This window comes from Bacillus sp. S2(2019), assembly GCF_005144805.1.
GTDB classification, from domain to species: Bacteria; Bacillota; Bacilli; order Bacillales; family Bacillaceae; genus Bacillus; species Bacillus altitudinis.
Genome location: NZ_SWFL01000001.1, coordinates 679,597 through 701,326, shown reverse-complemented (window position 1 = coordinate 701,326; position 21,730 = coordinate 679,597). Strand labels below are relative to the sequence as shown.

The 21,730-nt window shown below is 36.7% G+C and carries 24 protein-coding genes, 1 tRNA gene and 1 riboswitch; of the genes, 14 read left to right on the top strand and 11 right to left on the bottom strand.

The window, feature by feature from the left end:
- Together FBF75_RS03575 and FBF75_RS03570 are read right to left on the bottom strand one after the other, a co-directional pair.
- Positions 1-516, bottom strand: a complete 516-nt coding sequence (locus tag FBF75_RS03575) for a YjcG family protein (RefSeq protein ID WP_017359656.1) — start codon at positions 514-516, stop codon at positions 1-3.
- 52 nt (positions 517-568) lie between these two features.
- A complete protein-coding gene (locus FBF75_RS03570; protein WP_019743058.1) occupies positions 569-1,309 on the bottom strand; it encodes an esterase family protein in 741 nt (246 codons plus the stop codon).
- Between the two features lie 220 nt (positions 1,310-1,529).
- A riboswitch (SAM riboswitch) is annotated at positions 1,530-1,651 on the top strand.
- Between the two features lie 79 nt (positions 1,652-1,730).
- Between FBF75_RS03570 and FBF75_RS03565 the strand changes: the two genes are divergently transcribed.
- The 3 genes from FBF75_RS03565 (at position 1,731) to FBF75_RS03555 (ending at position 4,225) form a co-directional block, all read left to right on the top strand.
- On the top strand, positions 1,731-2,849 hold the full coding sequence (locus FBF75_RS03565; RefSeq protein WP_136944442.1) for a methionine biosynthesis PLP-dependent protein: 1,119 nt from the start codon (positions 1,731-1,733) through the stop codon (positions 2,847-2,849).
- Positions 2,846-4,024, top strand: coding sequence for a cystathionine beta-lyase (gene metC, locus FBF75_RS03560; protein WP_056705033.1), 1,179 nt, complete (start codon positions 2,846-2,848; stop codon positions 4,022-4,024). Before FBF75_RS03565 ends, metC begins: the two co-directional genes overlap by 4 nt.
- A gap of 128 nt (positions 4,025-4,152) precedes the next feature.
- Positions 4,153-4,225, top strand: a tRNA-Val gene (locus FBF75_RS03555).
- Positions 4,226-4,677: 452 nt separating this feature from the next.
- Here the strand turns inward: FBF75_RS03555 and FBF75_RS03550 are convergent.
- Together FBF75_RS03550 and FBF75_RS03545 are read right to left on the bottom strand one after the other, a co-directional pair.
- Positions 4,678-5,001: a hypothetical protein gene (locus FBF75_RS03550; RefSeq protein WP_045035237.1), complete on the bottom strand. Its 324-nt coding sequence runs from the start codon at positions 4,999-5,001 to the stop codon at positions 4,678-4,680.
- 21 nt (positions 5,002-5,022) lie between these two features.
- The gene (locus FBF75_RS03545) at positions 5,023-5,568 is read right to left on the bottom strand and encodes a hypothetical protein (RefSeq protein ID WP_076821855.1); all 546 of its coding nucleotides are present in this window, start codon (positions 5,566-5,568) and stop codon (positions 5,023-5,025) included.
- 1,004 nt (positions 5,569-6,572) lie between these two features.
- On the opposite strand from FBF75_RS03545, the gene FBF75_RS03540 reads away from it, so the two are divergent.
- On the top strand, positions 6,573-6,794 hold the full coding sequence (locus FBF75_RS03540) for a hypothetical protein (RefSeq protein ID WP_039168840.1): 222 nt from the start codon (positions 6,573-6,575) through the stop codon (positions 6,792-6,794).
- Between the two features lie 136 nt (positions 6,795-6,930).
- Complete coding sequence (locus FBF75_RS03535; RefSeq protein ID WP_136944441.1) at positions 6,931-7,155, top strand: hypothetical protein; 225 nt, start codon at positions 6,931-6,933, stop codon at positions 7,153-7,155.
- Between the two features lie 453 nt (positions 7,156-7,608).
- Here the strand turns inward: FBF75_RS03535 and FBF75_RS03530 are convergent, their stop codons facing one another.
- Both FBF75_RS03530 and FBF75_RS03525 read right to left on the bottom strand, forming a co-directional pair.
- The gene (locus FBF75_RS03530; RefSeq protein WP_048003226.1) at positions 7,609-8,553 is read right to left on the bottom strand and encodes an acetyl-CoA carboxylase carboxyltransferase subunit alpha; all 945 of its coding nucleotides are present in this window, start codon (positions 8,551-8,553) and stop codon (positions 7,609-7,611) included.
- Positions 8,554-8,585: 32 nt separating this feature from the next.
- Positions 8,586-9,032 carry a MarR family winged helix-turn-helix transcriptional regulator gene (locus FBF75_RS03525; RefSeq protein ID WP_008348375.1) on the bottom strand — a complete coding sequence of 149 codons (447 nt, stop codon included), beginning with the start codon at positions 9,030-9,032 and terminating at the stop codon, positions 8,586-8,588.
- 250 nt (positions 9,033-9,282) lie between these two features.
- Between FBF75_RS03525 and FBF75_RS03520 the strand changes: the two genes are divergently transcribed.
- From FBF75_RS03520 to FBF75_RS03495, 6 genes are all read left to right on the top strand, one after another.
- The gene (locus tag FBF75_RS03520) at positions 9,283-10,113 is read left to right on the top strand and encodes a sialate O-acetylesterase (protein WP_136944440.1); all 831 of its coding nucleotides are present in this window, start codon (positions 9,283-9,285) and stop codon (positions 10,111-10,113) included.
- Positions 10,114-10,240: 127 nt separating this feature from the next.
- Complete coding sequence (gene catA, locus FBF75_RS03515; RefSeq protein ID WP_136944439.1) at positions 10,241-10,900, top strand: type A chloramphenicol O-acetyltransferase; 660 nt, start codon at positions 10,241-10,243, stop codon at positions 10,898-10,900.
- Positions 10,901-11,095: 195 nt separating this feature from the next.
- Positions 11,096-12,208 carry a Rap family tetratricopeptide repeat protein gene (locus tag FBF75_RS03510; RefSeq protein WP_060780974.1) on the top strand — a complete coding sequence of 371 codons (1,113 nt, stop codon included), beginning with the start codon at positions 11,096-11,098 and terminating at the stop codon, positions 12,206-12,208.
- On the top strand, positions 12,198-12,368 hold the full coding sequence (locus FBF75_RS19775) for a RapH phosphatase inhibitor (protein ID WP_136944438.1): 171 nt from the start codon (positions 12,198-12,200) through the stop codon (positions 12,366-12,368). The genes FBF75_RS03510 and FBF75_RS19775 overlap by 11 nt, the downstream gene beginning before the upstream one ends.
- A 334-nt stretch (positions 12,369-12,702) precedes the next feature.
- Complete coding sequence (locus FBF75_RS03500) at positions 12,703-13,341, top strand: hypothetical protein (protein WP_058213856.1); 639 nt, start codon at positions 12,703-12,705, stop codon at positions 13,339-13,341.
- A 23-nt stretch (positions 13,342-13,364) separates the two neighbouring features.
- Positions 13,365-14,045, top strand: coding sequence for a hypothetical protein (locus tag FBF75_RS03495; protein WP_058213855.1), 681 nt, complete (start codon positions 13,365-13,367; stop codon positions 14,043-14,045).
- Positions 14,046-14,095: 50 nt separating this feature from the next.
- On the opposite strand, the gene FBF75_RS03490 is transcribed toward FBF75_RS03495, so the two are convergent.
- Positions 14,096-14,851, bottom strand: coding sequence for a Cthe_2314 family HEPN domain-containing protein (locus tag FBF75_RS03490; RefSeq protein ID WP_058213854.1), 756 nt, complete (start codon positions 14,849-14,851; stop codon positions 14,096-14,098).
- An 834-nt stretch (positions 14,852-15,685) separates the two neighbouring features.
- On the opposite strand from FBF75_RS03490, the gene FBF75_RS03480 reads away from it, so the two are divergent.
- Both FBF75_RS03480 and FBF75_RS03470 read left to right on the top strand, forming a co-directional pair.
- Entirely contained in the window at positions 15,686-16,519 is an 834-nt protein-coding gene (locus tag FBF75_RS03480) for an SMI1/KNR4 family protein (protein WP_058213853.1), read from the top strand.
- Between the two features lie 425 nt (positions 16,520-16,944).
- A complete protein-coding gene (locus FBF75_RS03470) occupies positions 16,945-17,841 on the top strand; it encodes a macrolide 2'-phosphotransferase (protein ID WP_046343313.1) in 897 nt (298 codons plus the stop codon).
- A 44-nt stretch (positions 17,842-17,885) separates the two neighbouring features.
- On the opposite strand, the gene FBF75_RS03465 is transcribed toward FBF75_RS03470, so the two are convergent.
- Positions 17,886-18,761: a LysR family transcriptional regulator gene (locus FBF75_RS03465; protein WP_035700384.1), complete on the bottom strand. Its 876-nt coding sequence runs from the start codon at positions 18,759-18,761 to the stop codon at positions 17,886-17,888.
- Between the two features lie 23 nt (positions 18,762-18,784).
- Positions 18,785-19,483 carry a cysteate racemase gene (gene cuyB / locus FBF75_RS03460; protein WP_035700385.1) on the bottom strand — a complete coding sequence of 233 codons (699 nt, stop codon included), beginning with the start codon at positions 19,481-19,483 and terminating at the stop codon, positions 18,785-18,787.
- A 192-nt stretch (positions 19,484-19,675) separates the two neighbouring features.
- On the opposite strand from cuyB, the gene FBF75_RS03455 reads away from it, so the two are divergent.
- Positions 19,676-20,200 (top strand): DinB family protein, encoded by a 525-nt coding sequence (locus FBF75_RS03455; protein ID WP_065460206.1) that lies wholly within the window; start codon positions 19,676-19,678, stop codon positions 20,198-20,200.
- 4 nt (positions 20,201-20,204) lie between these two features.
- On the opposite strand, the gene FBF75_RS03450 is transcribed toward FBF75_RS03455, so the two are convergent.
- Both FBF75_RS03450 and FBF75_RS03445 read right to left on the bottom strand, forming a co-directional pair.
- A complete protein-coding gene (locus tag FBF75_RS03450; RefSeq protein WP_035700391.1) occupies positions 20,205-20,768 on the bottom strand; it encodes a GNAT family N-acetyltransferase in 564 nt (187 codons plus the stop codon).
- 16 nt (positions 20,769-20,784) lie between these two features.
- Positions 20,785-21,690, bottom strand: a complete 906-nt coding sequence (locus FBF75_RS03445; protein WP_019743043.1) for a LysR family transcriptional regulator — start codon at positions 21,688-21,690, stop codon at positions 20,785-20,787.
- Positions 21,691-21,730: the final 40 nt, after the last annotated feature.

Here is a 21,730-nt window from a genome sequence, read left to right as displayed (position 1 = left end):
TTAACCCTCTTCTCCTAAGATAAATGTTTCATAAACGGTCCAAGAACCGTTCTCTAATTGATATAAAAGATGGAAGCGGTCAACCGTTTCCTCGTGGTCAATTTTTCTCAGCTTCAATGTGCCTAGAACGTCTGAATGCTCATCGTCTGATAACTTTTGAGCCACTGTCACATGCGGAACAAACGCATATTCAGGTGTACCAGCAAGCGGATCAGTGTACAACTTCTCATTGAGAGCCATTAATTCTTCGTTCGGTTCTACTTTCATATAAATCACGTTGTTTACAGGAGCGAATGAACTGAATTTTTTAATACGTAACGTAATAGGAGAAGCATTTTTTGCGTACTCTCGCAAGGTGGAGACGACCTCAGCTGCTTCTAGATCCGTTAATTCAAAAGGTGTTCTTAATGTTAAATGAGGTGGTATGAGTGCATAGTTCGGATCATAACGTTTCCGATAAGAGTTCGCAATGTCTTGCAATTTTTTTGATGGAAATAAAACAACTCCGTATTTCATCATGTTCCCTCCTGATTAAGAAAGTATTTATTATTTTTTATTATAACAAAATTCAGTTGATTAACGAATATGGGAGCATTCTTTTTAACGAAGGTGAAATGAGCGGTTGCCAAAACGTCCATTTATGATCGCCTTCGAATGTCTCAAATAAATAATCCGCACCGGACTTCTCCAAAAGGACCTTTAATTCTTCGTTCGGCTGAATAAAGTCTAGCACTTGCCCATCTGTCGTTTTCACAGCTGTTTCTTCTAACCCGATTTGATGGATAATGGCATAATGAGCAAGGGATGATGACTGTTTGACTGCTTGCAGAACCGACTCATCCACGTAAGGAGACTGCAAAATCAGTCCGCCAAATAACGAAGGATAATCAATGGCTGTCATAAGTGAGATCGTAGCACCTAATGAATCACCAATAAATGTACGACCTGATCCAACTTGATACGTTGGATAGTGTTCATCAATATACGGAACGAGTTCATTTGCCAAAAAGCGTTTATACGCCTCGAACTTTGGTCCGTCTGGATGATACGTATTTCGCCTTTCAGTCACATTTTCATATGGGACACCAATGATAATCGAGCGTTCCATTTCTTTGTTTTGCATTAATTCTTCCGCTTGTCTGCCTATTTTACCTAAGCGGAAATAATCATGACCATCTTGTGCAATGATGACATGATATGTATAAAGGGGGGAGTAATTGACTGGCAAATAAATCAAAATGGTCATATCTGCCCCAAGTTCTTTTGACTGTAAGGTTTCTTCTTGAATGATGCCTGTTTTCTTCACCATAATCCATTCCTCCAGCTAACCAAATTCATCATAAGTGAAACGTTTCCATTCATTGTAACATGAAAAACAGCGTTGTTCCTATATGCTAACATGCAATCAAATTGGCTGACATCCAATCTGCTGCAAAATACAGAAAATTTTAATTAATCGTTACATTTCCCCTTGAAAAATGAGGTTTAATGCGTTACAGTATTAAGAATTAGAACAGACAGACAACACATTCTTATCGTGAGAGGTGGAGGGACTGGCCCTTTGAAACCTCAGCAACCGGTATGCATCACTTCATGTGATGTACCAAGGTGCTAAATCCAGCAAGCAGCTTTTTTGCTTGGAAGATAAGAGGAAGCGATTAAACCCCTTCTTCTTATGAAGAAGGGGTTTTTCTGTTTTGAAATTAGATTTTTACTTAGGATGGTGTCAAATGACAGAACATGTGGAAACGAAGTTAGCGCAAATTGGAAACCGCAGCGAAGAGGTGACTGGTACTGTCAGTCCTCCCGTTTATTTTTCAACAGCTTACAGACATAGAGGTATTGGGGAATCAACAGGATTTGATTATATTCGGACGAAAAACCCAACAAGGCAGCTTGTAGAAGATGCGATTGCTTCACTCGAAGAAGGAACGGCCGGTTTTGCCTTCAGTTCGGGAATGGCTGCCATCCAAACGATCATGGCGTTGTTTGAGAGCGGGGATGAACTCATTGTTTCATCAGATTTATATGGCGGTACATACCGTCTATTTGAAAACGAATGGAAAAAGTACGGACTGCGCTTTGTTTATGATGATTTTTCAGATGAAGACTGTTTACGCTCTAAAATGACGCCAAATACAAAAGCCGTTTTTATTGAAACGCCAACAAATCCACTCATGCAGGAAGCGGATATTCAAAAGGTTGCGAAAATCGCTAAAGAGTATGGTGCATTGGTCATTGTGGATAACACCTTTTATACGCCCGTCTTGCAAAAACCGATTACACTCGGAGCGGACATTGTCATTCATAGTGCCACCAAATATTTAGGCGGACATAACGATGTTCTTGCCGGACTTGTCGTCACAAAAGGGGAGAAGCTATCTGAAGACATGTTCCAGCATCAAAATGCCATCGGAGCGGTTTTATCTCCATTTGACTCATGGCTTTTAATGAGAGGAATGAAAACATTGGCGCTGAGAATGCGCCAGCACGAGGCAAATGCGAAAGAAGTAGCTGACTTTCTAAAGCAGCAGCCGGAAATTCAAGATGTCCTTTACCCAGGAAAGGGAGGCATGCTGTCATTCCGAGTAGCCAAAGAGGACTGGGTCAATCCATTTTTAAAGAAGCTGAAAACGATTTGTTTTGCTGAAAGCCTTGGCGGAGTCGAAAGCTTCATTACGTATCCTGCAACGCAAACGCACATGGATATTCCAGAAGAGATTCGCATCGCAAACGGTGTGTGTAATAAGCTTCTCCGTTTCTCTGTTGGGATTGAGCATGTGGAGGACCTAAAAGCAGACCTGAAACAGGCACTATCAAATGTGAAAGAGGAGGTAAACACCAAATGACCACACACGATTGGACACTAGAAACACAACTCGTTCATAATGCGTTTAAAACAGACCGTTCAACAGGTGCAGTCAGTGTGCCGATTCAACATGCATCGACGTTTCATCAAAGCAGCTTCGATGACTTTGGTCAATATGACTACTCCCGATCAGGCACCCCTACACGTCAGGCATTGGAGGATACCATTGCAGCGCTAGAAGGAGGAACGAGAGGGCTTGCTTTTGCGTCAGGTATGGCAGCCATTTCAACCGCTTTTCTTCTATTGTCAAAAGGAGATCACGTCCTTGTCACAAGAGATGTGTACGGCGGGACTTTCCGAATGATCACCCAAGTTCTTTCAAGATTTGGGATTGAGCATACCTTTGTGGACATGACCAATTTGAATGAAGTGAAACAAGGCATTCAATCAAATACAAAAGTCATTTACATGGAAACACCGTCAAACCCTACACTCGGTATTACGGATATTGAAGGTGTCGTACAGATTGCGAAAGAACATGACTGTCTGACTTTCTTAGATAATACGTTTTTAACGCCTGCGCTTCAGCGTCCGCTGGATCTTGGTGTTGACGTTGTGCTGCACAGCGCAACGAAATTTTTAAGCGGCCACAGTGATGTACTGTCAGGCTTAGCCGTGGTGAAAGATGAGAAGCTAGGAGACGAACTTTATTCGCTGCAAAACTCCTTCGGGGCAGTACTTGGCGTACAGGATTGCTGGCTTGTGCTTAGAGGATTAAAGACCCTTCAAGTCAGATTAGAAAAAGCCAGTCAAACCGCATTAGAACTGGCTACATTCCTAAAAGAACATCCTGCGGTCAAAAAAGTATATTACCCAGGATTAGATGATCACCCAGGGGCAGACATTCAGCGGAAGCAGGCGAGCGGTGCAGGTGCTGTTCTTTCATTTGAACTAGAAAACCAAGCGGCTGTCAAAGAATTGGTCGATGGCGTCACATTACCTGTATTCGCCGTCAGCCTCGGAGCAGTTGAATCCATTCTTTCCTATCCGGCCAAAATGTCCCATGCCGCTATGCCAAAAGAAGAAAGAGAAAAAAGAGGCATCACGGATGGTTTACTTCGATTAAGTGTGGGCGTAGAAAACGGAGAAGACCTCAAAAGGGACTTCAAACAAGCACTAGATCAACTAAAGCCTGTACTTGTGAACCAATCATAAAAGTCAGTGAAAAGCCGGTATGGATACCGGCTTTGTGCCTTTTTTGAACAAAACCATTGACGACTGATCATGATGGTTATATAATAGAGACTGTCAGTAACAGAAAGCCCAGAACTGATACATAACCCGATTCCGTAGCTCAGCTGGGAGAGCGCTACCTTGACAGGGTAGAGGTCGCTGGTTCGAGCCCAGTCGGAATCATATAAAAAGATGTTGATGCAGAGCCATTCTCGAGATAATCGAGAGTGGCTTTTGTATCTACTACAGCTAATGCTCCTTGAGCTGGGACTTTACCAACTGATCCACCAGTCTTAAATCGAGCGATCTTTTTTCCAGTAGTATTACCCTTAACAACAACATCTCACGATCTCAGCTTCGTCTAACTTTTGCTTACCTTCTAAAATAATCATTTGAATCGCCTATAATAATCTATACTTTATAATGTATTCGTTGAAATTTTTACCTTCCTCATTAACAAGATTAATTAATTTGTCTTTTTGGCCAATATCATCAATAACTACTTTGTAATCTTCAATCTGTTCCAATTTCTTTTTTCTTTCATTCACTATAAACACCTTTATGTTCAAGTATTTCTAAAGAGAGGTGCCTATATGTAATTGATGGCAATAAAAAAGACCTTCAAACGAAGGCCTCTAATTGAATTTCTTTTTTAATCCATCCATCATATCCGCAGCATAAAAAGATTGTAAAAGTTCATCTACATTGATTTTTTTATCCTTCTTGCTTAGAAATTGATCAATGATCTTTTCATATTCTTCTCTAGTGTTTCCTTCAATATCTGAAAGGTTTAATTCTTCACCGAAGTGTCTAATGAACGCTGTCCTTGTTATATCATATGCCTTTTTGTTTTCTTCTTCACAGGTGCAAAATGCTCCTGAGAGAGTAATGAGGAATTGAACGTCTTCATCGTCTAAACCATTGGCTTTTTGGAACTGAATGAATTGATTTTGTGACATATATAGTCACCATCCTTTTATCTAAAGTATGAGTAAATCAGCAGTAAGAACGATGTATTCAACAATAAGTCCGATTGTATCAGCTACACCTGAGTCTATATGTTTTTTAAGCTCTGCAGAAACAACCTTTCGAGCCCTACCAGCTGCATTTTTTGGAGTATCAATAATTTTTTCTAATTCTTTAATGATCTTGTTTGCATTTTTGACAGTACCATTTACAGCTTCCTTTCCAAAACGTTGCTGTAAAACCCATTTTGCCCAGTCGTTATTCACTAAGCCTTTAATTACATTGATTGCTGCTTTAATAGCCGCACCCTTAGGGCCATTTGTAGTAGCAAGTGGATCATTGTTAGCATTCTCAATAGCTTTAAATGCTTGAAGCAAGGCTTCTTGTTTTTCTAATGGTACATCTCTTAAAGCAAGTTGTTTTTGTAGCTCAGTAGGATTGAAAGTTACTGCCAAATTTTCTTTCTGTTCGATCTTTTCTGCTGCATATGTAGCTGTTGTGGGAATGAAAACTGCTGCTGATATGAGAACTAGCAACATCTTAACAAAAAACTTTTTCATTGGAATACTTCCTTTCTAATCATTTTTCAATAGTGAGGATATCACAGAAAGGAATTAATTTTACATAAATTAGAATAAATGAGCTTTAAATCACATGCTGTTTGTCTTTGTTTAATTCGATGTGTTACTAATTTCTTACATCTTGAAAAGGGCATATTTACGCTTGAAAAAACCATCTACACATCAATGTAAGTGGCTATTTGTCTATCTAATTTTTTATTTATTTGATTGAATTCATTCTTTACATCATCAATGAATTCAATAATATTGTATTCAATTTCTTTTTAGATGTAAGGTTAATAGATGAGTTACTATTTGTAACAATCATGAGCACATTAGGGCTATTCCTACTGCTCATGATCGTCATTTCTAGCTTATTAGAAAAGTGTTGGCGCACTATCTAATCTGATGGGTTGGTATGCTCTGTGATACCAGCCCATTCTAACTTAATTTAGTTTGTATTCAATAGGTCGTGCATTTTACGAGGCAAGTAAAGTTTACCTCACCTAACTAAATAGAATCAGTCTATACTCCTGGATCAATGTGTTGTCTTTAGTGATGCCATTTTTAAGGATAAGACTGTCGTGGAATGCGCTAACACACGTTAAACTTAAAAGGGTAGTGACTCAGCCGATGCGATAAATGAGGATAGGATACCACTGTGCTTCACTATTTGCACATGTATCTGAAAGGCGAAAGCTGCCATTAAGTGCTGTACGAAGGATGGGTGTATCGTTTCTGACGATGCAGGACAAGCCACAAGTATCAAAACTCAAACTTGAGGGTTGAGAAACTGTTCGGGACACTTGACACAGTAGTGCAGTATTACAAAGGGAGTAGTTTTAACCTACAGTGGGGATTTCATAAATACCTACCGTCATTTAAAATGACATCAGCTTATGTCAAAACGCATATTTGCGTTCAGTCGTTTAAAACTATGATATTCTTTCCATTCAATCTAAATCCCCTGTATAATTAAGGAAAATTAATAAGGAGGATTAAAAGTGAAGGTTCTTAGATTTGAATATGAGAATAATAGATTTGAATTACACACAATGTTTATGGACGATATTTCAAGCATGAAAGATAATGATATTCAAAGAGATATGTTGTTTAAGAGTAAAAATATAGTTAAAGCTGCTTTGGGCTTTGAAGGATATTTGAAAGTAGAAAGCTTTTCAACTTATGAAGAAACCAATTCTGTATATTGCTCATATACGTTTTGAAAGGATAACAAGATAAGAATCGATTAGAACGTGAGTTAGATGAAGCTAAGAATATGGATCACGATGAATTAATTGAGGATTTATTATAAACCCATGTTATCATAGAAGAAATTGGATATTGGGGGATTGTCAGCAAATGCTCAAATCAAAGTTAGTTGTTTGGACTTTTATCATTGTGACTGGATTCTATATGCTCATAAGTATATGGAACATTGCTGTATTTCCAGATAAGACATGGACAGATTACGCAGGACAGGTTTCGATTGTAGTTTTTGGAAGTATGGTGAATGGTTTAATCGCTGCATTCTTTATGTACGCAGCAGCTATGTTAGTGAAATATATTAATGGTGATAAAGCTTAAAACAGGTGTATAAAAAGGGTAACATTTTTTTCGGTTTTTAAAAAATACGAAGGAACACCAGAGGATACAGATGGGTAAGGAAAGCTTATGTATCAAGGTTTATAAGTGAATAGAGGATATCGGTGATAATCACAGGATTCTACATATCTACCTTGACAGGGTAGAGGTCGCTGGTTTGAGCCCAGTCGGAATCATCGTTGAAACCCTTGCCTAGCAAGGGTTTTTGATTGTCGGTAACAAATGTTTGTTCTGTTTCTTTTGATTGGGGACGAATTGGGAACGAACTTTATCCATTAAATTGTTTCTCAGTATTTTTAGAATCAAAAAATCCCTTTTCCATACAGATCACACACTTTTAATAGTAACAGCATATCCAGTTTAAGAGGTTACTTACAAAATATTTAGAACTTTTTAGTAAGAATCCTCAGAAATGTAATACGGTTTTAAGTATTTTCATTTATAATTCTCTATTTGTCTATACTTTTCATATCGCTGTTGTATAAGCTCTTCCGAGGATAATCGTATCAATTTTTTAAGAGATGATTCGATTGCAGATTCAATCAATTTTGCCTGTGATTTGATATCATTTTGTGCTCCACCTTTCATTTCAGGAATGATTTCATCAATAATTCCTAAATGCTTTAAATCTTTTGCTGAAATTTTCATGTGTTTAGCAGCTTCTGGAGCATACTTAGCATCCTTCCATAGGATAGATGCTGCTCCTTCTGGTGAAATGACCGAGTACCATGAATACTCTAACATATGGATATGGTTACCGACACTAATGCCAAGAGCTCCACCACTTGATGCCTCTCCAATTACAATACAAACAATTGGCACTTTAAGTGTTGCCATTTCCAATAGATTTCGAGCTATTGCTTCAGAAATTCCACGTTCTTCAGACCCTTTCCCTGGATAGGCGCCAATTGTATCAATAAATGTAATAATAGGGCGATTAAATTTATCAGCTTGTTTCATCAGTCTTAGCGCTTTTCTATATCCTTCTGGATGTGACATTCCAAAATTTCTTTCTATATTTTCCTTTGTACTTCTCCCTCTTTGATGACCAATAACCGTAACGGGCATCCCTTTAAATTTTGCAATACCACCTATCATTGCTTGATCATCACCATATAATCGATCACCATGAAGTTCGAAAAAGTTTGTAAACAATAAAGGTATATAATCCAATGTCGTGGGCCGGTTACGTAGCCTTGCAATTTGAACTCGTTGAAAAGGTGTAAGATTAGAATAAATTTCATCTTGCATTTTATTTAAACGTTTTTCTAATTCTTGAATTTCTGTTGATAAATCTACATTATGTTCTTTCATCATTTTCTTTAATTCATCAAATTTCTCTTTTAGTTCAATCATAGGACGTTCAAAATCCAAACTCATTTTATCCTCCAAAGGGTATGATTTACCTCACTCTAATCAAAAGACTTAGAAATAGAATCAATAAATAATTCAAAACCATCCACAACTATTTTTTGTTCTGATTCTGATAAATTATTGAGGATACGTTGATAAAATGTAAGGGATTGTTCTCTTAAGCGATTAACAGTAATGTGACCTTTTTCTGTGAGGTGCAGAAAAAGTTCTCTTCTGTTTTTTTCATTTACTTCACGATAAACAAGTCCCTTTTTTACTAACTTATCTACCAATCTACTTACAGTTGAAGTCTCTAATCTAAGTTTATTGGATAGTTGCCAAACAGTTAATTTTTCCATCTCTATTTCCTCTAACGCCATCATTTGAGAAGTTGGTAGAGGTTTTTCAAATGGTCCATTGGGCAAATTTTGAGATTCAAAAACCCCAGTTATTATAATCATTTTCTTAATATCTGATCTTAGTTTTAAGGCATCTTCTCTTTTCAAAAAGGTCACCCTCCTAAAATTCATGTATGATACATCAATTGTATTATACATGAATATGTTTTTTTCACAAGTTTAACGTCAGCCCATATGACAACATGGACAAGAGATTTCTTCTTGTTAAAATGGTTTAAGTGGATTGATCATAGTCGATCCACCTGATTGATAGATGCATCAGGATCTTACCCTAAGTAATTACTGTTTACTGTTCTTTCAACAAAAATATGAAAAATGAAGAGAGGGGGAGAAAAATATGAAGTCATTTTTACTAATTGGACAATCTAATATGGCGGGTCGAGGCTTTAAGCATGAAGTGCCGCCAATTTATAATGAAAGAATCATGATGCTGCGAAATGGAAGATGGCAAATGATGACTGAACCTATTCATTTTGATAGGTCGGTAGCTGGTGTAGGACTGGCGGCTTCCTTCGCGGAGACTTGGTGTAAGGATCATGAGGGAGAAAAAATTGGTCTTATTCCATGTGCCGAAGGTGGCAGTACCATTGATGAATGGTCACGAGATGGGGCATTATTTCGTCATGCAATAAATGAAGCTACATTTGCAAGGGAAGATAGCGAATTGGCCGGAATATTATGGCATCAAGGAGAAAGTGACAGCCAAGATGGGAAATACAAAGAATACGATGAAAAAATACGAAGATTATTTCATGAACTGAGAACTGAATTATCTGTACCTAACATTCCGCTTGTGATAGGTGGTTTGGGCGATTTCTTAGGAAAGACAGCATTTGGCGCAGGATGTGTGGAACATCAACTGATCAATGAGATGCTACAAAAATATGCAAATCATCATGAAAATTGTTATTATGTTACTGCGAAAAGCCTTATACCTAATCCGGACGGAATTCACATCAATGCGATGTCCCAAAGAATATTTGGTATAAGATACTATGAAGCATTTCGAAAAACAGAACATATACATGAACCATTACCAAATGAACATGAGCTAGTGAATGACTGTCATAATAGAATGAATACCTCAGCGGAGAATACATATATAGCACTAGAAAAATTCACGTTGGGCAAGATGACTTATGAAGAGTTGCTGGAGGCTTTAACGTAGGCAAAGCTCATAGTAGTCTTTGAATAAACAGAAACATGATATATCTTGTGAAAGGATGATTGTGGTGGTAAAAACAGATAAAGCTTCCTCCTGAATACAAGCAATTACATTCAGGAGGAGATAGAAAATGTTTAAACAAATAGATGAAAATTATCCGAGAAAAGAGCACTTTCATCATTATATGAAGGTAACCCGATGCACATATAGTCTGGTGATCGATCTAGACATCACGAAATTGTATGCAATATTAAAAGAAAAAAGGCTAAAAGTATATCCTGTGCAAATTTATTTGTTAGCAAGAGCTGTGCAAAAAATACCGGAATTTCGGATGGATCAAGTGAACGATGCACTTGGTTACTGGGAGATTCTCCATCCAAGTTATACGATTTTAAATAAAGAAACAAAGACGTTTTCAAGTATTTGGACGCCTTATGACGAAAACTTTGCTCGGTTTTATAAAAGCTGTGTAGCGGACATGGACACTTACAGCAAAAGTAACAACCTATTTCCGAAACCTCATATGCCAGAGAACATATTCAATATTTCAAGTCTGCCATGGATTGATTTTACTTCTTTTAACCTTAATGTATCTACAGATATAACTTATTTACTGCCAATATTTACGTTAGGTCAATTTAAGATGAAAGAAGGAAAAATCACCTTGCCAGTCGCCATTCAAGTCCATCATGCTGTTTGTGACGGCTATCATGCCGGCCAATATGTGGAATATTTGAGGTGGCTTATAGAACATTGTGAAGAGTGGTTAAGCGAGTCATTGTATAATTAATTTTCAAAAGGTGTAGTCATTTGATTTTTAGAAAAAGGCAGACTTTGCAGAGTCTGCTTTTTCTGTTGTGAGAAGAAATGTGTAAAATCGCGGTTACTCAATTGTTTTTTTTGCGGTTTCTTTTCGGTGCCTTGTAAACTCATACATGTGATAATAAATGTAATATAAGGGAAATTAGTGGAAGGGGAATAAGGGATGGAGAAAGTTCTTTCTTCACATGTTGGTGTGAAAATAAATGAATGGTATAAAATGATTCGGCAATTCAGTGTACCCGATGCAGAAATTTTGAAAGCGGAAGTTGAATGGGAAATAGATAGGATGGAAGAAGATCAGGATCTTCTTATCTATTATCAATTAATGTGTTTTCGACATCAACTTATGCTTGATTATATAAAACCTTCATTCGATCAATCAATTTCCGCGCTAGTCGATAAAATAGAGAATTCTAACCATCAACTGTCTGGAATGTTGCAATACTATAATGCCTTTTTTAGAGGCATGCATGAATTCAGTAAGAAAGAGTATGTACAAGCCATTCAATATTATAAGATTGCTGAGAGGCAGCTGGCACTTGTTGTAGATGAAATTGAACAAGCAGAATTCCATTTTAAAGTTGCTGAAGCATATTACATCATGAAACAAACCCATGTTTCTATGCACCATATTATAAAAGCCCTAGAGATTTATGATCGTTATGATCTTTATAAGGTGAGAAAAATTCAAAGTTTATTTGTGATCGCAGGAAATTATGATGATTTTAAACGATATGAGAAGTCGCTCCCCCACTTACATAAAGCACTAGATCTTGCTGAAGAAATAAATGATCAAAGATTAATCGCTAAAACTTATTTGAATCTTGGAAATACGTATGACAGGCAACAGGATTATATTAAAGCTGCTTCCTTCTATAAAAAAGGGTTGGATAAGATGACTGAAAACAATGAAGATATTAAACCAAGATTATTTTTTAGTTTAAGTTGGACTTTGTTTAAAAGTGATAAAACAAAAGAAGCACTTGAATATATTGCTAAAGGAATAAAAAGTGCAACAGCAGAAAATAATCTGTTTTATAAAACATTGCTCAATTCATTAAAGACAATTTATGTAGATGAAGGTATTGAAAATGTACGAAAAATGTTTAAAGGGTTAGAGGAAAAGAAGTTGTATCCTTATATTGAAGAGTTTGCTTTAAGCCTTGCAAATCTTTATGAAAAAAGGAATGATTCGGAGAGGGTAGCAGATTATTATAGAACTGCCATAAAAGCTCAAACCGAAATCCAAAAAGGGGAGTGTTTATATGAATATTAAAATGAAGATATTGATTAGCGCCACTTTATTGGTAGGTGCTGCTTTCCTAGGTTCTTTTAATTTCTCACAAGAATCAACTGATCGAAATACCACTGTATTTCCTCAAAAAACTGATCGAAACACGACGATGATCGATCCAAATTCAACATCTGAAAACTAATAGGCAAAATTAAAACAGACCCTGTATGGTCTGTTTTTTAAAATGAGGACGAACGGGGTTAGAACTTTTTATCCTCCAGGTAGTTTTTGAGTATTTTTAGAATTCTAATTATTATGGTGTTTTGCAGTGTTATGTTCTAATTTGTTTGTGGCATGAACTTAAATATCTTATGTTGTTTTAGCACTCTTTTCTAAGTAGCGTTAATGCTCTCATAAGTTTATATAAGGAGTGCGACCTTAAAAAGTAACTGAATCTGACTCTTCACGTTGGATTAAACTGGTTATTGGATGCAATTTTTATGAAAATCTAATTAAGAAAAAACGGGGGAGAATTTATGGACTTATTTTTGAAATTTTTTGCAGGACCATTGATTGCTGCTGCACTTACAACCTTCTTTGTTATGTTTAAGGAGAATAAGAGTGAAAAGAAAAAACACTTACAAAATATAACTTTTGAGCAACTTACTAAGGTATATAATAAATTGTTTATTCTTTATTACAAATATGATCATGTATTAGAGATAACAGAGGTTGAGGAAGTTTATGACGTTACTCCGGATGGGAAGGAACATACATATATTGTTCCTTCAATTGATAATTTTGATACTTGGGATAAAGTCATTAAAGAAGTGGAAGATATTGTTTATCCCAATATACACTTATTAATGAGAAAAGACGTACATTTATGGAACGAGTTTCTTGATTATAGCTTAAAAGAGCCCGAAAGAGATTATGAAATAATAGAACCGTATCTTAAGTTCAAAAAATTCTTCAAAGAAATCACCTTAAGTTACATTAAGTTGTACAATGTTTATCATATGGAAATCAAAAGTGTAAAAAGAGCAAGACATAAAGAATACAAAAAGAAGCTAAAAGACATAAAAAAGAACCTATTTTTATCTAAGAAACAAAAAAAATCCAAATTAAAAAAATTAAAAAATAAAGAAAAAGAAACACTAGAAAAAATAATTTAATTTAGTAAGAGAGGAAGTTTTTTGTGAAAGACATTCTGATCACGATTTTGACAAGTGGTTTTACAACCACAATTATTTTGGCATTATACAGGCACTTTTTAAATAGAAATATTGAGGCATTCAAGAATAATTTGTTATTTGACTCACAAAGGAAAGTTCATGACTTCCAACTATTTACTGAAAAGAAACATGAAACTTATCCTAAGTTATATGGCTTGTTTTACAAAGCTACAGATTCAATTTTCGCTGTTACAAATTGGTATCAACAATTTCCTAATTTTATGGAACACACAAAGACAGATTTAGAAAACTATCTAAGTAATCACGATCTATTAGAAAAAGATAAAGGTAGGATTTTTTACTTGTGGGAAACGGATAAAAGAGAAATGCAAAAAGAATTACATAATCTTATTCAGCACAAAAAGTTTTTTGAAGCAGATACTTTAAGATTAGAGGTTTACCAACTGTTTAGTGAAACATTATTATATCAATCGGAGATAGTGGCTGAACTCTGCGAGAAAATAGTTGGAGAACAAAGACAGTTGTTATTAGAACATGATTGGTACAAAGAAGTTGAACCAGCAGAGAAAAAAGAAATTAGAGAGAAAATAAAATTTCATAGAGAAATGCTTGAATCATTGAGAAAAGAATTGTTGGAGATAATGAAGAAAGAATTGACTGTTGGATACTATAAAAAATCGTGAAAGGAAATAGTCGTAACAAGCAAGGAGGAACCTTATCTGGCTCCTCTTTTTTATTTGGCTACTTCTTTAATTGGTAAGTGTTTTTCAAGCACCTCAAATGTGGCCTCAATACTTTTCAGTAATCCAATCATTGCTGCTTTAATTTCACTTGAAGTTGTGTACTTTCCCACACCAACAGTAACCATTCCATGTAATTTTCTTATTCCAGAATCTATACGGTAAGGAGGGTGATTGTGAGCAATATCATGCCTCATTTGCACACCAATTTGGAAATCATTGGAGTATTTTACTTTGTTTAAGTCTTTGTACAATGGACGGTTCACATTTTTTAATCTGTAAATTGCAGAATTAAAACTTACTAAGTCATCTTCTTTGATTTCAAAGTTATAAAGTTTGAACAACAAATGTCCAATCGTTTCATACAATGTGTAAGCCTTTAGAAAGAATGTGTCTACAAAGTATGTGAAATTGTAAAAGTTGCTGTAATGTTGTTCTTCAAAGTGAGGATAATATTGAACTGACTGACCGTTTTTCCCAGGAGACATATACCACTCATCATCTGGAATGCCTTTGTAATAGTAAAACATTGTGTAACCAAAATTTCGATTCACTGAGAGCAATCTATTCTCCAAAATAGCTTCCCAATGTTGTGTGTCCCAATTACCTATGTTCATAAAATGATCGTCTTTTTTTTGAAACATTCCCTTGGGGAGTTCAAATTCTTTCAACGGACTTTCTTTTGTACATTCATTTATATTTACTTCTGTAATTTCTTCAAATGGATTGATATTGATTTTTCTCTCCATCTTTTTCCCCGCTTCTTTTAAATTTATTAATTTAATGATAAGGGAACAAATTAATTTATTCCATGAGAAGTTACACAATCTCAAAATGTTTTTATCCCAAATATGAAGGAACCTTCGATAATGACAGGAGGATTTACGTAAAGCAATCTGAATTAAACTATCGGATACTCTGAGAAGTTAAAAGATAAAGCAGGATTAAAATATGGAAAAAGAATAATTTAATTAGACAGTGTGAATAGTGATATTAATGAAACCTTTTATAAAGCAAGTAATCAATGTGTCTTGCTTTCTTAATTTGAATTGTTCACTTCCAAATGTCTCATTTGGGATGCGTAATGAAATTTACTGTCCAATCCTTAATATTATGTTTTCATTCTCTCAAATGTGTTCCAGATTTATGAATATTCTCAAATGACAATTTAATTAACTCATCTAGTTGCTCAACATTCGTTCTCACTAGGAGATTATTGATCAAGTTTTTTAAGGCTCAAAATGATATTCAAAAAGGAGAATGTCTATATGATTATTAAAAGCTTACTATTCATAGTAAGCTTTGTATTATTGAGTGTATCAACTGTAGAAACGAGGGAGTTCATTGAAACAAAATCGATTCGAAATACTACAATGGAAGAACAACAAAAACTGACCGAAACACGACTTTAATTGACCGAAATGCAATATCACAAAACGTATAGATAAAAAGAAAACAGACCTTAAGGGGGTCTGTTTTTTCATTGCGAAGGATTTATAGTTGTCAATTTGTATTCATTATTAAAGTTCATGTACAGTGGTCAATGATATACTGATCTCATTAGAAACTAGGAGGTCCCCACTTTGAAACCATTTTGGGAGAAAGAAGAAGAGAGTCCTTTCACGTTAGAAAAGATAGATGAGGAAAAAATTCTTGAGGCAGAGGGAAGACTTGGTGTCACTTTACCTGATACATATAAAAAGCTCATTTTAGAATGGAACGGTGGTTTTACAGTTCGTAATGCTTTTCCAACGGAACAGCCGAATTCATGGGCAGAGGATCATGTTCAATTTGACCATCTAAGAGGAATCGCCAAAGGTGATGGAATTATGACTAGCCCTCAGTTAAGTGATGAATTGGAGCTGCCTGAAGGACTTATTTTCATCAGCGGAGAAGAAGATACATGGATCGCAATGGATTATCGACAAACGAAAGAGCACCCTCCTATTCACTATTTTGATTTAGAGATGGGAGTCGATTTTAAGCTGGCGGATACTTTCGATGATTTTATTGAGCAGTTATATACAGCTGAAGATGCGATGATCGAGGTAGTAGAAATTGATGAGGAATGCTCGGATTTGTATATCAGTAAAGAAGAGCTTGAACAAATTTTTGAGAGACAAGACCTTCGTCAGCAGAATCTCTTTAAAATGGCACATTATCCGATGGAAGAAATTGAAGAGATTGAATGGTTTTTCGATCGTATGAAACAATGCATCAAACAGATAAAAGATCAACATGTTTTGTATGAAGCAGCGACAACGATTCACTCCATCCTTCTGTTAAACCCGGATATGCAAAGAAATGACCTTATCAATCAAGAGCTGAAAGAAATAGCGGAGTTTCTAGAAAATAGTGGTGAGCCTAATACCGCTTTTTTGGGAGAAGATATTCATCCAGGGAATAAACGATGGTGAAAGACGAAAAGCCCCTGAAAAGGGCTTCTTTTTGTCATCTTATTGAAAGCCATATTTAAATAAAGTATAGTAAATTTATATGATAAAGAGGAGGATGGTTAAAGATGATGCATTCAGGAAGATTACGCCAGAAAACTTTGAACAATCAGTAATTTCATATGTTCAAAGGCTCTGTTTTCATCAAACGGAGTAAACGGGGTAGTCTGCACATTTTTAATGATCTTCAGCGGGAAAGTATGCAATTTCACTAGAAAAGAGGCAGCTAATCGATCTGTCTTTTTTTTGTATGTTTTTTTATGATGCAAAGAAAGGCATATGTCTAGCTTTGTTTACTCTGACCACATAAAGTAGCCTGTTTGTGGGTTTTGTGATGATATTCTTGATGCCTATTGATCATGACTAAATGAACAATTGGAGGATTGGATATGAATAGACTGGAATTAAAGCAGTTAGTCAAACATCACGGATTAGAGATTTTAGAGAATACCATCAAAATAAATGAATCAGGTGTGGATTTCCGTGTCGCTCACGTCGAAGATTTACATGGTGATCAATGGATAATAAGAATGCCTCGCAGACCTGAATCAATGAAACATACCTTACAAGAAAAAAAGACATTAGATTACATTAGTAATCAGGTTCACTTTCAGGTTCCTAAGTGGTCTATCTTTACAGAAAGTCTGATTGCTTATAAACAATTAGAGGGGGTACCGGCGGCTAGTATTGATGTGGAACAGCAATCTTATGAGTGGAGATTTGACCAAACGAATGTACCGCAAGCTTATTATGAATCATTAGGAAGAGTTTTAGCGAATGTACATTCCTTAGATCAACAGCCTTTTAAAACGATCGGTGTGGACATGCTCAGTGCTCATGAATTAAGAGGATCAATGAAACAGCGAATGGAACGTGTCAAATCGCAATACACCATTAACAGCGGTTTATGGGAGCGCTGGCAAGAATGGCTAGCTAAAGATTCTTTATGGCCGCCTTTTGTAGGAGTGAAGCATGGAGATTTGCATCCTGGTCACATTCTGATTGATGAAAATCAATGTGTTACCGGTGTGATTGATTGGTCTGAAGTGGGGGTTGGTGATGTATCTGCAGACTTTTTGTCGCATCAACTTCTCTTTGGGAAAGAAGGATTAACGAAACTTATCCATGCGTATGAAAAAGCAGGCGGGAGAACTTGGTCAGGAATGGATGAACATATAATAGAACTTCTGACGACAAGTGCGATCACTGTGGCCGAGTACGCACAGAGATCAGGATTGAAAGATATGTATGAAACGGCAGCATACATGTTGGCAAACGAAAGCTAATCAATCAGAACAAATCCAAAAAAAGCCCCTAAAAAGGGCTTTTTTTAATCTAATTCATGAAAAAACTGTTTGAGTTGATCAATGAAAACGGATTTGGATTTTCCTTTTTTATAAATGAACTCGATATTGATGTTGAAATTGATAGATGGCTCGATTGAAATTTGTTTTAATGTTCCTTGTTTTACTTCATTTCTAACACAATGATGAGGAAGAAACGATAGTCCCATTCCTTGTAGCACTAAATTTTTTGCAGTTTCCATATGATCAACCTCAATGGAAATGTTCGGTGTGATGTTGTTTTTTTGAAATAATCGGTGGAGCATCAACCAATCAAATGACCCATAGTCAAAGAAAATAAAAGGTTGTTCTTCTAGTTCATTCATATTGATGTTGCCTAGGCTGGCAAGCGGGTGATGAGTTGGGACGAACAGCCCGATTGGATCGCTGAAAATCGGGATTGATTCAATTTGAGGATGTGTTTCAGTCCTGACAATGCCAAAGTCTACTTGGTTGTTAATCACTTTTTGGACAACATCCTTTGAATGTCCTGTTACAATTTTCACTTTCAGGTTTTCGTATTTTTCTTTTAGGGCGGGCAATATGTTAGGCAATAGATTATTGGAAATAGAGGATGCGCATCCAATCGTCAATTCATAAGGGATCATCGTTTGTTTGAGACTATGCTTTGCTTCTTGATAAGAATGGAGAATCTTTTTGGCATGCGGGTAAAACTGTTCACCTTTTTCCGTCAGAGATAGTTTATTTCTCTGTCTATCAAATAATTTCAGGTCTAATTCTTTTTCTAACGATTGAATACGTGCCGAAACAGAAGGCTGGGTTAAATACAGTGCTTCTGCAGCTTTATTGATACTGCCTAGCTGGCATACATAAATAAACGCTTCTATATTCTCAATATTCATGTTATCCCCTTATATGACGTTCTTTAAATGTTTAGCTTCTCAAGCTCATACACTAATTTTACAGCTTCTTTCGCTAAAATGACAGTAGGGTCAATCACTTTCACAGCTTTGGTTGACCTTAGAACTAAAGGAATTTCTGTACAGCCGGCAATGATGGCTTCTGCTCCTTGATTGATTAAAATTTCTGCAGCTAACGCCAGTTCACTTTCGCCTTTACTCAATTTCCCTGCTTTCACGGCATAAATCCCATTCATCACGTTTTTCTGAAGATTTTCACTAGGAGTCATGACATCAATCTTGTGATGGGCACAAGCCTTTTGATAGAGCTGGGTTTTTAATGTGCCATCAGTACATAGTAAGCCCACAGACGTATAGTGATGTTTGTTCAGATGCTTTGCGGTTTCTAATGGCATATTCATGATAGGGATATGAGTGGATTGTTGTACGTTTTCTAAAAAGAAGTGAGCGGTATTGCATGCAATCAGAATAAAGTCCGCTCCTGCGCGTTCTAATCTTTTAGCTGATGCAATCATATATTCTGTAGGATCTTCGCCTTTCCCAAATATGGCATTGGTTCTATCAGGGATTTGCGGATCATTATCAGCAATTACATGGAGATGATCCTGATCTTTTATCGCTGGTGTATGAGAAATGATTTTTTTCATCAGATCAATCGTCGCTAAAGGGCCCATACCACCCATAATACCAATTGTTGTAGATATGCATATCACCACATTTCATTTTTTTCTATTATAAAAAAAGAAAGGATGGTGAGTGTTATAGAAAAGTTCTATTTGTATATAGAAGGTTGATCAAAAGCACCTTTCATTTTCTTCTGTATCTGTTTTACGGTATGAGTTGCAATCTAATCAAAAAACATTAGAATAAAGAAAAATTGATAAAGGAGCAACCATATGAATTTCAATTTGGATGAAGCTTTAGATATGTTGAGTCGAACTCCTCGTACATTAGAAAGTCTTTTGTCAGGTTTATCGAAGGATTGGCTTCACAGTCGTGAAGGGGAGGGAACGTGGAATCCCGTTGAAGTCATTGAACATTTGATTGAAGCAGAGAAATCCAACTGGATTCCTCGATTAAGTGTCATTCTTGCTGATGGAGAGAATACCCCATTTCCTGCATTTGACCGCTACGCCCATTTGAATCAAACTGAAAGACAGATAGAACAAGCACTAGCGGAGTTTCATCATGTGCGGATGGAGAATGTGGCATACATTCAGCGTATGACACATTCAAGTCTTGATCTAGAGAAAAAGGGCGTCCATCCAGAATTCGGCGTCGTGCAAGTGAGCGAATTACTTTCTGCGTGGGTTGTCCATGATTTCACCCATATCTCCCAAATTGTTCGGGTCATGGCTGAACGATATCGAACCGATGTAGGACCGTGGAGCGCTTATTTAGGGATTTTGAATAGGAAATAAATGTTTAATGACGCTTCGCGGCCCACTCAGATTGAAGAATGGCATATTGATACTCATCGACCCAATGTCCTTTTGACATATAATTTTGCAGCAAATGTCCTTCGCGTCTCATGTCTAAACGTTCCAGTACTCGAATAGATTTTTCGTTTCGTACATCTGTAAAGGCAATGATTTTATGCTTGTTCAGTGTAGTGAAAATATATTCGATCATTGAATTCAAGGCTTCATGAATATAGCCCTTTCCTTGAAATTCAGGCGCGAGTGTAAATCCTATTTCAACGATTCTAGGCTCGCTGCCGAGTGTATGAATGGCGCAATCTCCTATCAGCTGATTGGATTCAGATAAGGCAATCGCGTATTGAAACCACGTCCCTGGTTGATTAGGTTGTTGCGTCATTTGGTGTTGAACAAATGATTCAGCGTCTTCGTGCGTGTAGTTTTCCCAGGATTGAAATGTGGCAATAGAGGGGTTTGATCGGTATTGATAAAATGCTTCAATATCCTGCTGATCAAACTGACGAATCACGACCCGGTTTGTTCTTGTAAATATGCTGTTTGCATTCTTCATGTGTTACCCTCACTTTTTAGTTTGTTCTTGATTTGAAAAAGTCTATTAGCCATTCAGATAGCTGTTTTTGCGCTTTGGTCACAAATCGATCGGCATAATACGTTAATTCAAGATGCCGAACAGGAGCAGGGGCAGAAATAGGGATAGAGACAATATTAGGCCATGCTGAATGTTGCTTTAACAGCCCTCTTGGCTGGATGGTGGCGCCGATCCCGGCTTCAACCAACTGCAATAGTGAAGTGGCAGACCCAACATCCATGACCGTGTCCAATTCAAAACCGTGTTCTTTACATACGTCATCGACCAAATCTCTTCCTAGATAGCCTTTTGGATACATGACCAGTGCATGCTTTGTCAGCTCTTTTAGCGTCACTTCACGCCTTTTTGCCAGTTCACTGTCTGAATGAACAAACAATTCGTAGGGCTCATCGCCAAGTGGTATTTGAATCAGTCGTTTATCCGCAGGCCCGCGCAGCCCAATTCCGATATCGACTTTATGTGAGAGCACCTCGTCACGAACAAAGATGGTCGAAAAAGCCTTTAGGTTGATCTCTGGATACAGCGTTTTAAATTCTACAAAAAGCGGAACAAGCTGAAAGTCAAGATCAGAGGGAAGGACGGCAAGCCGAACGGTACCCCGCTGTTCAGATAACAGTTCTTTCATGGCATTTTTTGCATCTCGTTCAGCCTGAAGCATTTTCATGCCATATTGATAAAGAAGCGTACCAGCTTCAGTTGCAACTACTTTTTTACCGATTCGGTCAAAGAGCGGCATCCCAACTTCAGCCTCAAGCAGCTGAATCTGTTGGCTTAATGTAGGCTGTGATATACCTAGTTGCTCTGCAGCCTTTGTGAAATGTAAATGATCGAATACAGCCATAAAATAGGTAATGTGACGAGTATCCATATGCCATCCTTTCATTAATGATAGTATTTTCCTATCATCATAATACGAATTATTG